Source organism: Wolbachia endosymbiont (group B) of Aricia artaxerxes (assembly GCF_964026975.1).
Lineage (GTDB): Bacteria > Pseudomonadota > Alphaproteobacteria > Rickettsiales > Anaplasmataceae > Wolbachia.
Map to the genome: position 1 here is coordinate 624,556 of NZ_OZ034718.1, position 13,550 is coordinate 638,105.

Below are 13,550 nucleotides of genomic sequence, written 5' to 3' on the forward strand. Positions count from 1 at the left end.
TTTTATTAATATCCGTTCTTACGGCTGCACTAAAATGAAAAAGATAAAACTCGGAATACTAATTTCAGGTAGAGGATCAAACATGCAGGCTTTAATAGAAGCATGTCAAGATCAGAATTTCCCTGCTGAAACTGTGTGTGTTATCACAAATAATAGTGAAGCTGGAGGCCTTAAAATAGCAAAGCAAGCAGGAGTTTCAGCGTTTGTTGTTGAAGATAAGCCACTTGATACTGATAAAATTCATGAAATACTTGTTCAACATAAGGTTGATTTAATTTGCCTTGCAGGGTTTATGAGAATTATAAAGGCCAATTTCCTGAATAAATGGCATAACAAAGTTATAAATATTCATCCCTCTTTACTTCCGTCATTTAAGGGCCTAAATGCTCAGGAGCAAGCTCTGAAAGCGGGTGTAAAAATTACAGGATGTACTGTGCATTATGTTACTCCTGAAATTGATGCTGGAGCCATAATCGCTCAAGCTACTGTTCCAGTGTTACCAAATGATGATGTTCACAGTCTCTCAGAGCGCATTCTAGCTGAAGAGCATAAGTGTTATGTAAAAGCAGTAAGATCAATAGTAGAAGGTATTAACTATTGACCTTGAGCGTTTCTTCCAACTTCAACAAAAAATAAATTTTCAGGATTCAGTAAAGAACTTGCCAGCTTGTTTACTTTTTCCAATTGAACATCATTAATGATATTTGCATAATTATTTATATGGTTAATATCACGATCATCTATCTGCATACTATCCAGTAACGTTGCTGTATTCGCATTATTGGATAGAAAAGAGAAGATAAGGTTATTTACTAAACTGGTTTTTGCATCCTTGAATAATTGTTCGTCAATTCCTTCCTCTTTTATTCTGCTAAATGTATCTTTTACTGCTGATATAGCTTTGCTAGCAGTGGAACTATCAGTACTCATAAATCCAGATATAATATTTCCATGCTTATTAGGAACATTACGTGCACTAACACCATAAGTAATACCTAGATTTTGTCTCAACTCTTTCATCAGTATTGAGTTTAGACTCATACCACCAAGCGCATTAATCAAAACACTAGCATTATAGTAATTAGGGTCTTCATATGCTATGCCTTTTTGAGCAAAAAGTATTACACTCTGTGGTATATCCATAAAAACGCTCTTACTTTCTGCAGGCCCAAATTCATTTTTTACAGATACCTTCCTAACTTTCGATCTTTTTGATGGTAACTTAGATAAATATTTATCGAGCAGCGTACTAACTTCTTCTTTTGTTGCACAACCAACAATACTAATAACGATATTATCCTTAGTAAAACTACGCTTTATGTATGTTAAAACATCGTCTCTAGTAATGTTCATTATAGTGTCTAGAGTTCCATATGGATCTCTTGAGTAAGGATGTTTTTTGAACAACAATGTATCTAACTCTTTTGCAGCAATAAAATAAGGGTCTTTTTCAAAATTATTAAAGTTTACTTTGGCTTTTTCGAATACTCTATTTAACCCCTCAGGATCAACTTTAGGGCGCATTACAGCATCACTCAGTAGTGAAATTGCATCCTCTAGATTCTCAGATAAAGTGTTTAATGAAACCCTAAATGCTTCTAAACCAGCAGTAAAATTTAAACTAATTCCTTTATCCTCAAGCTTTTTCGCAAAATCTTTGGCATCATTTTTTCCTGCTCCTTCTTGAATTACAAGAGAAGTAAACCAAGCAAGCCCCTGCTTTTCTGCACTTTCATACACACAACCTGCATCTTTGAATGATATATTAAGTGAAACTTTTGGTAGATCATGGTTTTCAACAAATAAAAACTTAAATCCTTTATTAGTAGTAACCTCCTCTATATTTAAGTGACTGCTTGCTTGCAAATTAAAGCCTAGACAGAAAAAAAATAGAAATACATATTTACTTATCTTCATTATTACCTCCTTTTGGTAGCAAACGACCAACTAATTTATTAGTAGAAAAGATAGCGTGAACTTTATTATTTACATCCTCTAGATTGACATCATTAATTTTGCTATATGAAATGTCTATTTCATCAAGTGGAATACCTAGTGCTAGACGTGGTATATAAAACATTGCTATATTAGTTAAATCAGATAGATTATCAAGCTGTGCTGCTTTGTATTTAGACTTTGTACTTTGCAACTCTTCACTTATTATTCCTTCAGAGTTAAAGTGATTAATAGAATTTTCTAACTCTCTTGCAACAGCATCCAAATTCACCCCGCTTTTTGGAGTTACCCGAATCTCAATGTAACCATTACTAAAAGCTAAGCTATTATAATAAGCAAACACTTCTACTGCTACATTCTTATCTAGAACTAAATCTTTATATAGCTTACTAGACTTGCCATTCCCCAAAACATCAACTGCCAAATCAACAGGAAAAGTTTCACTTATTTGCTCAAATAAAGGAACACTATAGCGAAAGTATAAAACTGGCTCTTTTACTTCAGTGCTTTCTAAAATTACCGATATATCTGCATTATGTATTGAATCTTGGTTCGGATAATGCTTCACTACAGGCTCAGCTTTAATTGCACCATATTTTTCCTTTGCTAATCCCACTACTTCTTCAAATTCTACATCACCAACAACGAGCAGTATAGCATTACCTGGATGATAATAGTTATCATGAAACCTTGTTATGTCATCTTGATTGTAAGTTTTAATATCGCTCTCCCAACCAATAACAGACCTACCATAACCATTACGATAAAATGCACTGTTCATTTCCTCCCATAGTAAAGCTTCAGGATTATTATCAAATCTCATCTTTCTTTCTTCTAATACGATATTTTTTTCTCTATCTATTTTGTCTTGAGTAACATCAAAATTGCCCATTCTATCTGCTTCAATTTCCATTGCTAGTGGTAAATCTTTTTTGAGAACTAATTCGTAGTAGCAGGTGTATTCTTTAGTGGTAAAAGCATTAAATTGGGCCCCAATGCTGCCCAAAGTGGATTCTATGTCTTTAAATTTTCCTGTAGTTTCAAACATTAAGTGTTCAAAGTAGTGAGCCAATCCTGCTTTGCCAATTGGGTCATCCATTCCCCCAACTTTATATATTATTGCATGAAAAACAGCTGGAATTCGGTGATTAGGTACTACATAAACATCCAATCCGTTACTGAGCTTAGCATGCTTTATGATTTCAGCTTCCAAAGAAATCGGACAAATGAAAAAAAACACAGATAGTATAAAAAAACTAAAGAATTTGCGAAGCATTATTTCATTCCTCATTTTGCTTAGAGATAGACCTATCATATATATACCACTTATATAACAATGTACACATTCCACAAACTATAGATAGATCTGCTAAATTAAAGGCTGGCCAATACCAATCATTGATATGAAAATATATGAAGTCATATACAGCTCCCCAATAGATTCTATCAATTACATTTCCGATCGCTCCACCAATCATCAGAGAAAAACTAAGGTAAATTGACTTATCATTAGATTTATATATCAAGTATGCAAGTATACCAATTATTAATATTGAACATGCTGAAAAAAAGAAGCTGCCATGCGGCAGAGTACTACACATTCCAAAGCTAATTCCTGAATTCCAAACTTCAACTAATTTCATAAAACTAGTAATCTCGATTGACTCCCCCTCATCAATCAAAGAGTTTATATACAATTTACTTGTTTGATCGAATGATACTATAATCAATATAATAACTAAACATATCCTTTTCATAAGTTTATCTTTAACTGGTAAGCCTTCATTATATCACGGTCTATCTGTTTTGTTAACTCGTTAATACTATGGAATTTTTTTTCTGCCCTAATAAATTTTAAAAGTTGTATGTCAACCTTAAAATTGTATACATTTTCGTTGAAGTCAAATATATGCATTTCTACTATAGGTTTTTTTAAGTCCTTAAATGTAGGTCTCATACCAATGTTGACTACTCCATATAGCCAACTTGAACTATTTTCAGAAAATGCAACTTTGGCGTAATATGTACCAAGCTTAGGTTTTATCATGTAATCTTCTATCGGAATGTTTATGGTTGGAAACCCTATTTCTCTACCTCTACATGCACCTTTTGTTACAATACCAGAAACTTGATAAGACCTACCAAGCAATTTATTAGCAATTTCTATTTCGCCTTTTTGTAAACACTCTCTGATTGAGGAAGAAGAGCAAATTTTTCTATCGATTATCAATGGCTCTAATTTAGTTAAAGAATATTCATACATCTGAGAATATTTTTCTAGAGTTAATATGTTACCCAATCGTTTGTGACCAAAAGTACAACTTTCTCCAACAGTTATATGTTTAGCACCATACTTCTTTACCAAAATCTTACCAATGAAGTCATCGCAGCTAACCTCAGAAAAACCTCTATTAAAATTAATAATATACAAGTAATCTATACCATAGCTGCTGATTAGTTCCTTTTTTTGTTCTTGGTCTATTAACCTAAAATTGTTCCTACTAAATAAAACAGTTGATGGGTGAGGCTCAAAAGTTAAAACTGCAGAGGGTAATCCTCTTTCTTGTGCTACCTTCTTTAGATTGGAAATTGCAAACTTATGTCCTAAATGAACGCCATCGAAATTTCCGAAAGTTAGTGCCACATTATCTTTTATCCCTTGCTCACAGTTGTAAATAATTTTCATACAATTTGATATTTTATATATATTTTTTATATATAATAGTTGTATTTTATGAACTATGGAGATAAATCGTGAAAAACACTAAAGGAAAAGTTGTAATATATGTGAAGAAGTACTGCCCATTCTGCAAGAAAGCAAAAGAGTTATTGGATGAAAAAGGTGTGAAATACGAAGAAATTGATGTACTTAGAAACTCGGATTTGTTTGACGGTATAAAATCAAAATATAACGTCAGGACAGTTCCACAAATTTTTATTACTGATGAAAATGGTGATTATGTACAGCATATTGCTGGATGTGACAAATTGATGGATCTTGAAAAAGAAGGAAAGTTGGATAATATGTTAAATAACAATGAAGATAGCATTAATGCAACAGCTTACACAAGCGGCAGTGATGAACACGAGGGATGTAATATAATACATAATGAAGATTTTATGTGATTTTTTTGTCTTACTGTTGCTGGCATACCCACTTTAAACAATTTTTAATGAATTAAAAATACAATTCATCTAGTGAGTTTTTTTAGTGGGAAAAAATGATAAAAAATATTATAATTGTTAGCAAAAACTTAATTAGTATTGAATTAATTAACAAACAAGATTTAGAGAGTTTCATCAAGATTTTCACAGTGCTTGATAAGCATATAGCAGCTAAAACTCTTTTTACAGAAGAAGTGACAATAGAGTATAAACAACACAATTGCATAGAAGTTGTTGAATTGATAAAAGATACAGGTTTTACATATCATGATGTTGAGAATGTGTTAAATCACCTAAGTAATCATGGAATGAAAGTACCAAGTAGCGTTATAGCAAGCACCCTTTCTTCTTCATACAATCACGCACTTGAGTCTAAGGATGTAGCATTTGCCTGTTCTAAAGGGTTGCCACAATTTTACATCAGGGTAAATAAGAATACCTTTATAATGACTCCTATAAGTGAAGAGAATCTGGAATTGAATTCGCAAAATAGCAAAATGCTTATAGAGTCATTAAAGAGCGAAAAAAGCACTTATGATTGCATAGTGGAAGAAAATATCATCAAAGTTATAGTGCATTCTGAAATACATCAGGCTATAAACTCGATTATAAAATCACTGATAAAGTCTTGCCTTTTAGCAAGAGATGAAGAAGAAAAATTCAAAGAGAAATTGAGACAACTTGCTTTTAAAGATCAAGCTTTCGTTGAGTATTCTAGCATCAAAACCATTCATAGATATCCGAATAACCATCCTCTGAGAAAGCATGAAAGTGTTATTAAAGATATAGAAAATATTTTATGTGATTTCATAATAAATGAGAACAGCGGGTTTGCTATAGAGCGGTTAAATAGACTGGGCTCAGAAGTCTCTCCAAATACTCCAAGAATCATCATTAAAACTATAGATAAGCTTGTTAAGTTTCACTAAAATGTTGTTGGAATGGTTTTAGCCAATGTCTACATATATCTGATTTTTACTGATTGAGTGGAGCAATTGAGCTGCTCTCTGTCATCCCAGCGTTTAACACTGGGATGATTTCGTTGTATGGTATCTTATATAGTGTTTTACAAATTCACATAGCTATTTCAAATTTACCCATATCAATGTCAGTAAATTTATTGAGAAAATATCACTTAGTTCTTTAAATTTATGTTTTTGAATATATATTAATCATTTATTTTCAAAGCCTCAATAAAAGCATTTTGTGGGATGTTTATGTTTCCTACAGAATGCAATCTTTTCTTACCTTTCTTCTGCTTTTCAAGCAGCTTCATCCTTCGTGTAACGTCTCCACCATAGAGCTTGGCTGTTACATCTTTTCTATACGGGTTAATCGTTTCTCTAGCAATAATTTTTCCGCCTACTGCCGCTTGAATCGCGATTTTATATTGCTGGCGTGGTATCAAGTCTTTCAAACGTGCACATATTTCACGGCCTCTTTTTTCTGCCCTGCTTTTATGAACAATGCAGGCTAACGCATCCACAGGTTCTCCATTAACTAAAAAACTTAATTTATCTATCTGACTTTCCTGATAATCGGATATTTCCCAATCTAAACTTGCATATCCCTTGGAAATTGATTTTAGTCTATCGTAAAAATCAAAAACAACCTCAGACAGCGGTAATTTATACTTCAGTAGTGCTGTTGTCGTATTACCAACATAAGATAAATCCTGCTGTTCTCCTCTCCTCTCTTCACACAGAGATAGAATCTCTCCTAAATATTGATCAGGTACCATTATAGTTGCAGTGATCCACGGTTCTTCCACTATTTCAATTTTTGTAGGGTCTGGCATATCGCTTGGGTTATGGATATTTAAAACTTTACCATTTTGTGTTTCAACTTTATATATAACACTCGGTGCAGTTGCTGTTAGATCTAAATCAAATTCTCTTTCGAGTCTTTCTTGAATGACTTCAAGATGTAGCATTCCTAAGAAACCGCAACGAAATCCATAACCTAGGGCATTTGACGTTTCAGCATCAAATGTAAAACTAGCATCATTTAAATGTAATTTTTCTAGTGCTTCCCTTAAATATTTAAAATCATCTGTGTTATTGGGAAAAATACTGCAAAATACTACAGGATGTACTTCTTTAAAGCCAGGTAATGCCTTGCTGCACGGCCTTTTCTCTTCAGTAATAGTGTCTCCTACTTTGCAGTCTGCTACTTCTTTCATTGAAGCAGTTATAAAACCAACTTCACCTGCTGAAAGTTCACCAGTCATAACTTTTTTAGGAGTGAAAATACCGATATTATCGACCTGATATGTAGCATTATTAGACATCATAACGATTCTCATGCCTTTTTTTAGTACTCCATTTTTAACTCGCACTAAAATTACTACTCCTAGGTAAGGATCATACCAACTATCAACTAAAATTGCTTGCAGTGGAGCATTTGTATCACCTTGAGGAGCGGGAAGTTTTGTCACTATAGCTTCAAGTACATCCTTTATCCCAAGACCAGTTTTTGCCGATATCAAAATTGACTCACTTGCATCAATACCAATTACTTCTTCAATCTGAAGCTTTACCTTTTCTGGATCTGCAGCAGGAAGGTCAACTTTATTGAGCACAACTATTATCTCATGATTATTGTCAATTGCCTTGTACACATTTGCCAGAGTCTGAGCTTCAACTCCTTGGCTGCTGTCCACCACCAAAAGTGAGCCTTCACATGCAGCTAAGCTTCGGCTGACTTCATATGAAAAGTCAACATGACCTGGTGTGTCCATGAGGTTGAGGCAATATTTATTACCATTATTTGCAGTGTAATTGAGTCTTACCGTTTGTGCTTTGATTGTGATTCCGCGTTCACGCTCTATATCCATTGAGTCAAGTACCTGATTGGTCATTTCCCTTGTCTCAAGACCGTTACATTCTTCTATCAAACGATCAGCAAGAGTTGACTTCCCATGATCTATATGTGCTATTATTGCAAAATTTCTTATATTGTTCATAGATCTACTTATTTAAGTAGATCTATTTTACATTTTAAGTATTACAAGAGCAATTACTTATATCTCTCTTTGCTAAAAACATTAAGCTGTCCTTGCCAATGGACGGCAATGCTCATTAGCTGATGCTTGCTTCACTGTGCTACTTGGATCTTCTTGCTGTCTACACGTTTTTACTGCATCAGCAAGGCTTAGGTAAGCATCACCAACTTTAATCTTTACATCTTTATTTTTTTCTAAATCCGCATCAGTTGGTCTATCACTTATTATTCTAATACTATCATCACTGTTAGCACCTAATGTAATGCTACATTCCTTTCCGTCTACATACCAGTTAAACTTTATTCCATATTGAACTGTGGTACCTATATGATAATATCTAATCCCCTCATGTATTTTACCACTGATAAATTCTTTTTGATCTCCACTTGAAAGAAGAAAACCGGCAATATTGTTTTCTTTACAAAAATCACTATTTAAAAATTCGCTTACTTTAATATCTGTGCTTTTATTGTCTTCTTTTAGCTTAATTATTGTATAAAGAAGATCTGAATTACTATCCCTTTTGATTGACATCGCATCAATAGTGCCGTTTTCTATATACTTGCTAAACTCTGCTTTAGCTTTCTCTTCTAACTCTTTTTTCCTTGCTGCACTTTGTTCTTGTTGTTGCATGTTTTCTAGCACTTCTTTCATTTTTTTTTGGAGTGATTCGATATCCTGGATTAACCCGGATTCATCAAAGTCGAAGATCACGAATGCTTGGCCCAATCTTGTCTTCAATTCTTTAATTATGTTTACTATCTTTAAGATAGACTCTAAGTTTTGATAATGTACAATAATTTTTTGAGCATTTAGGCTACCCTTATTGCCATCCCAGTCAGAACTAATGTTATCAAATATTGAATTAAGTCCTTTATAAATGGTTATCAATTCATTTGATTCCTCTTTGCCTATTCCATTACTTTTAATACTGCTAATACAATTATTGAATAACTCTATCTCTTTAGAATCTGCAAATAATACACCATACAATTTTTTATGTGCTACTGCATCTTGTATCTTTTGTTTTAGTTTCTTTAATTCTTCTAATTCATCACTATTCATACATTTTACCTCATAAAACTATTTAATATTATATACATAAACATTAGGGAATGTTAGCACTTTCTATATGCTTGCGCACTTCCTATTATTCCTTTAACATAGCTGACACTTTTTTTGAATGAGAAATCACTTTATTAATCATATAATTCTCATGATTGTTATCTATTTTAGGCAGCTCATACAGATAATTCACCATTATTCCGGCTGACTGACTAATGCCTTTTTCAGAAGTATCAGCCATCCAGTTGATTTGTTTGATTGATGCACCATTGCTTAAATGAAAGTGTGCTACTGGATCATAAGCACCTCCACCACTGCTTTTAACCTTTAGCAAATAATGTGCACAAAGTTTCAGTAGGGACTGTTTTTCGCATTCAATGTTAGTTTTTATGCTTTCTAAAATTTCTGTACCTGATTGTTTTATATTAAGCTTACCTAATAAAGCTACGTCTTGATTTTTTAGCCATTTTGTAAATCCAGGAACTGGAGAAAGAGTTGCATACACTTTTACGCTTTTAAATTCTTGCGATAGTTTTTCTACGACTCTCTTTATTAAAAAGTTACCGAGGCTAATTCCAGATAAACCAGTTTGAGTGTTTGATATTGAATAGAATATAGCAGTACTTGCACTGCTTGGGTCACTTGAAGGAACTGACTCGTCCAAAACGTGTTGAATACTATCTGCAATCTCATTCATCAGTGCAACCTCTACAAAAATTAAAGGTTCATTTGGTATTTTGTAATGAAAGAAAGCAAAACAGAGATGATCAGAATCTAGTCTGTTTTTTAAGTCACCCCAAGAGGAAATTTTATGTACAGCTTCATATTTTATAAGTTTTTCCAACAATGATGCAGGTGAATCCCAGGTGATTTGATGAAGATCAAGTAGATCAACATCAACCAAAGTACAAAGTATACTTTTTAATTCGTTTTCTAGTGGACTTAGACTTTTATATTGATTCTTCAGCTTGAGTACATCAGAACGCATATCAACAATAAACTTAAGGCCCTCCGGTAAGGAGATAAACTGCTTCAATATTTTAGAGCGTGGTGATTCAAGGACTTTTATTAAGTCTTGTTCAAACTTATAGCTCGACTCAGAATCTTGATTTTTCTTATATACTTTCATTTCTTCATCTATTTTCGTTTTATCCGGATTGAACTTTTCTGCCAGGGTTTGTAAAAATTTTATTTGACCTGCCTCTGATAAACTCAAGTACAAATTACCAAGAGATACGGTGTTCTTACGTGCTGAGACTTCACCCCCCTTTGGGTTTAAGCATTCGTTCATCTTCAAGACTAAACTATCGACATCGCGACTACTACTTAAATCAGGGCCAATATTGCCAACCCATGACCTTACAGCATCTGCTACTTCACCTAATATTTTAAAAAATCCCTTTGTTGCTTTCTTATCTTCAACTTTTACTATATCAGTTTTTGCTAATGATTCTTTTGTCATATGTTCCTTTTATCGTGTATCTATCTTAATTTAAAGAAAAATCTTAGTCTATAAAGAAGGCATATATTTTCATGGTACAACTATTTTACAATCTATTTAAAATTTTCGTAAAGAGAGTTAGATTTTTAATTTCATTATTTCTCTTACAAAAGTACTTTTATTATAAAAATGCCCTTTTGCCTCTTTCTTTTCCGGGTAAGGCTGATTTTTTAATTACCTAGTCGAAGTTACTTAATTTTTACACATCTATTGTAAAGTACAAAATCTGACTTTGGAATGAAAATGCTAGCTGATGCTTGGACTTTATTGATAATTACGCTACTTGAAACTATACTTGGTATAGACAATTTAATCTTTATTTCTCTAGCAATAGATAAGGTGCCAAATCTGCTGAGAGAAAGAGCCCGCCTTATAGGTTTTGGCTTAGCGCTATTGATGCGTTTTGTAATACTATTTTTTACATCATATATACTATCAATGCAAAAGCCTATATTTCACGCTGTATCGCTAGATATCTCAGTAAAGGATTTACTTATGATTGCAGGAGGGTTATTCCTTATTGTTAAAAGTTCTATAGAGTTATGGAGCGAAATTTTTGTACATAAGGAGAACAAAACAAAGGCAAATGTTAAATCACAATTTTTTTTAGTTGTGCTACAAATTATATTAATAGACTTAGTTTTTTCGGTTGATTCAATATTAACTGCCATAGCATTAACTCACAATATGATAATCATTGCCATAGCATTTACATTTTCCATATTAGCGATGCTATTTTCATCAAATTATACCGCTCAGGTAATAAAATCCAACCCAAGCTTAAAAGTAATTGCCATTCTATTTATTTTACTCGTCGGTGTATATCTAACACTTGAAGGGCTTCACATAGAACTACCAAAAGCATATTTGTATTCTTCATTTATGTTTGCAGTGCTTGTGGAAGCTATAAGCAAAATAAAGACAATGCGGCCTTGAAATTATTTTGCACAAGGCAAAAGTCTAATTTTTATTCCGGTGTGTGACGAATATCTGTACGAACATTTCGATGTCATCCGAGTAGCTGACACTGGTTCTTTTTTTCTGGATTCCAGCGTTACGCGCTGGAATGACATTAAATAGTTTTCCTTAAAATTTGAGTTATGCAACCAGCCTCTTTGGTGTGATTCGAGTAGCTGAAACTGGAATGAAATTATTGCTACTCCCACTCAATAGTTGCTGGTGGCTTGGAAGTTAAATCATACACAACTCGATTTACTCCGGAAACTTTGTTAACAATTATACTACTGACGTCTTGCAAAAACCTCCAAAATACTAACGAATGTTGATCTTTATTTTCAAATGGAAATGCATCAGCTGTCATGCCATCAGATGAAGTCACAGCCCTTAAAGCGCAAACATATCCGTATGTACGATTATCTCCCATAACTCCCACAGTTTTTACTGGTAACAGTACAGCAAAAGCCTGCCATATTTTATCATACAGATCATAATTTTTCATTGTGTTGATATATATTTCATCTACTTCTTGCAATATTCGTACCTTTTCTTCATCAACCTCACCTATGATCCTCACTGCAAGTCCAGGCCCAGGAAATGGATGTTGAAATATTATCTCATCTGAAAGCCCAATTTCTTTGCCAAGCAGCCTTACTTCATCTTTAAAGAGATAGCGTAAAGGTTCTACTAATTTCAGATTCATTTTTTCTGGCAACCCACCAACATTGTGATGAGATTTAATTGTACTAGTGTTTCCTGAAGCGTGCCCTGATTCAACTACATCAGAGTAAATGGTGCCTTGCATTAAAAAATCCACATCACCTATTTTTTTTGCCTCTTCTTCAAATACTTCGATAAAAGTATTGCCGATAATTTTTCGCTTTTCTTCCGGATCAGTTATTCCCTTTAACCTACTTAAAAACAAGTTTGATTTATCAACGTAATTTATTGGAATTTCTTTTAACATAGCAGTGGTCTGGCTCTTACGCAATAACCCAGTATCGATAAAAATACAGTTTAATTGTTTTCCTATAGCTTTGTGTGTAAGAACTGCTGCAACACTTGAATCAACCCCCCCACTTACTGCAGCAATTACTTTTTTCTCCCCTACTAAGTTTTGAATTTTTTCCTTCTGTTTTTCAATGAATGACTTCATTGTCCAATCTCTCTCACAATTTGCAATATCTAAGAAATTAGAGAGAAGTTTACTACCATTTGTCGTAGGCTTAACTTCAGGATGGAACTGAGTGCAGTAAATCTTCCGCTGTTCGTTGGCAATTATTGCGATTGTTTGATTTATTATACCTGAGGCAATAGCAGTAAATCCTTGCGGTATAGTTTCGACACTGTCTGCATGGTTCATTAGCACATCGACTTCGGAATTAACGTCCCAAGTATCCTTTATAATTGGGGATTCTTTTAGTATCTTGATTTTAGTTTTGCCAAATTCCTGATTGAATTCTTTTCTTACCTTTGCCCCGAAATAATGACAAATGAGTTGCTGTCCATAACATATTCCAAGTATAGGAGTGTTTATTGTTTCGTTAAGTTTTATAATTTTATGTGCTACTTCACTTACTTCAGAGCAATTGTCATTTACAGATTGCGGTCCTCCAGAAAAAATAAATCCATTGAATTTTGATACTGTTTCGAAATCGATATTGCTTGGAAATATTTCACAGTAAACGCCCATTTCCCTGATTTGTCTTGCAATAAGCTGTGTAAACTGTGAACCAAAATCAATAACGGCAATTGCTGACAATGTGCTCCTCCATATTATTTAAAGCAATATTTGATAATAAAGAAAACAGTAAAGTAAGTAAACTAAGACCTGTTTAAAAACTTTAATATATGACTAAAGTAACTTAAATTTACTGCAACAGATTTGTGATTAAGCTGTCT

The 13,550-nt window shown here is 33.4% G+C and carries 12 protein-coding genes; 4 read left to right on the forward strand and 8 right to left on the reverse strand.

Going from position 1 to position 13,550, the window contains the following annotated elements:
- Window positions 1-34: 34 nt before the first annotated feature.
- Window positions 35-601, forward strand: a complete 567-nt coding sequence (gene purN, locus AAGE00_RS02860) for a phosphoribosylglycinamide formyltransferase (protein ID WP_007301943.1) — start codon at window positions 35-37, stop codon at window positions 599-601.
- On the opposite strand, the gene AAGE00_RS02865 is transcribed toward purN, so the two are convergent.
- The 4 genes from AAGE00_RS02865 to ribF are packed head-to-tail and all read right to left on the reverse strand — an operon-like array spanning window position 595 to window position 4,642.
- Complete coding sequence (locus AAGE00_RS02865; RefSeq protein ID WP_341815342.1) at window positions 595-1,917, reverse strand: pitrilysin family protein; 1,323 nt, start codon at window positions 1,915-1,917, stop codon at window positions 595-597. The genes purN and AAGE00_RS02865 overlap by 7 nt on opposite strands.
- Window positions 1,904-3,232, reverse strand: a complete 1,329-nt coding sequence (locus tag AAGE00_RS02870; RefSeq protein WP_213863785.1) for a M16 family metallopeptidase — start codon at window positions 3,230-3,232, stop codon at window positions 1,904-1,906. Before AAGE00_RS02870 ends, AAGE00_RS02865 begins: the two co-directional genes overlap by 14 nt.
- A 4-nt stretch (window positions 3,233-3,236) precedes the next feature.
- Window positions 3,237-3,713 (reverse strand): signal peptidase II, encoded by a 477-nt coding sequence (lspA, locus tag AAGE00_RS02875; protein ID WP_007301940.1) that lies wholly within the window; start codon window positions 3,711-3,713, stop codon window positions 3,237-3,239.
- Complete coding sequence (ribF, locus tag AAGE00_RS02880; protein WP_019236620.1) at window positions 3,710-4,642, reverse strand: riboflavin biosynthesis protein RibF; 933 nt, start codon at window positions 4,640-4,642, stop codon at window positions 3,710-3,712. Before ribF ends, lspA begins: the two co-directional genes overlap by 4 nt.
- A 68-nt stretch (window positions 4,643-4,710) precedes the next feature.
- Here ribF and AAGE00_RS02885 point away from each other — a divergent pair, with 68 nt between their 5' ends.
- Complete coding sequence (locus AAGE00_RS02885) at window positions 4,711-5,082, forward strand: glutaredoxin (RefSeq protein ID WP_341815343.1); 372 nt, start codon at window positions 4,711-4,713, stop codon at window positions 5,080-5,082.
- A 95-nt stretch (window positions 5,083-5,177) separates the two neighbouring features.
- Window positions 5,178-6,050: a hypothetical protein gene (locus tag AAGE00_RS02890; protein ID WP_213863772.1), complete on the forward strand. Its 873-nt coding sequence runs from the start codon at window positions 5,178-5,180 to the stop codon at window positions 6,048-6,050.
- A gap of 239 nt (window positions 6,051-6,289) precedes the next feature.
- Here the strand turns inward: AAGE00_RS02890 and lepA are convergent, their stop codons facing one another.
- From lepA to AAGE00_RS02905, 3 genes are all read right to left on the reverse strand, one after another.
- Window positions 6,290-8,086 (reverse strand): translation elongation factor 4, encoded by a 1,797-nt coding sequence (lepA, locus tag AAGE00_RS02895; RefSeq protein ID WP_213863771.1) that lies wholly within the window; start codon window positions 8,084-8,086, stop codon window positions 6,290-6,292.
- Window positions 8,087-8,167: 81 nt separating this feature from the next.
- Window positions 8,168-9,190 carry a hypothetical protein gene (locus AAGE00_RS02900; RefSeq protein WP_019236619.1) on the reverse strand — a complete coding sequence of 341 codons (1,023 nt, stop codon included), beginning with the start codon at window positions 9,188-9,190 and terminating at the stop codon, window positions 8,168-8,170.
- 85 nt (window positions 9,191-9,275) lie between these two features.
- The gene (locus AAGE00_RS02905) at window positions 9,276-10,652 is read right to left on the reverse strand and encodes a malonyl-CoA decarboxylase (RefSeq protein WP_019236618.1); all 1,377 of its coding nucleotides are present in this window, start codon (window positions 10,650-10,652) and stop codon (window positions 9,276-9,278) included.
- Window positions 10,653-10,934: 282 nt separating this feature from the next.
- Between AAGE00_RS02905 and AAGE00_RS02910 the strand changes: the two genes are divergently transcribed.
- A complete protein-coding gene (locus tag AAGE00_RS02910) occupies window positions 10,935-11,627 on the forward strand; it encodes a TerC family protein (protein ID WP_026097226.1) in 693 nt (230 codons plus the stop codon).
- 220 nt (window positions 11,628-11,847) lie between these two features.
- On the opposite strand, the gene guaA is transcribed toward AAGE00_RS02910, so the two are convergent.
- Window positions 11,848-13,410 carry a glutamine-hydrolyzing GMP synthase gene (gene guaA, locus AAGE00_RS02915; protein ID WP_052265035.1) on the reverse strand — a complete coding sequence of 521 codons (1,563 nt, stop codon included), beginning with the start codon at window positions 13,408-13,410 and terminating at the stop codon, window positions 11,848-11,850.
- Between the last annotated feature and the right edge of the window lie 140 nt (window positions 13,411-13,550).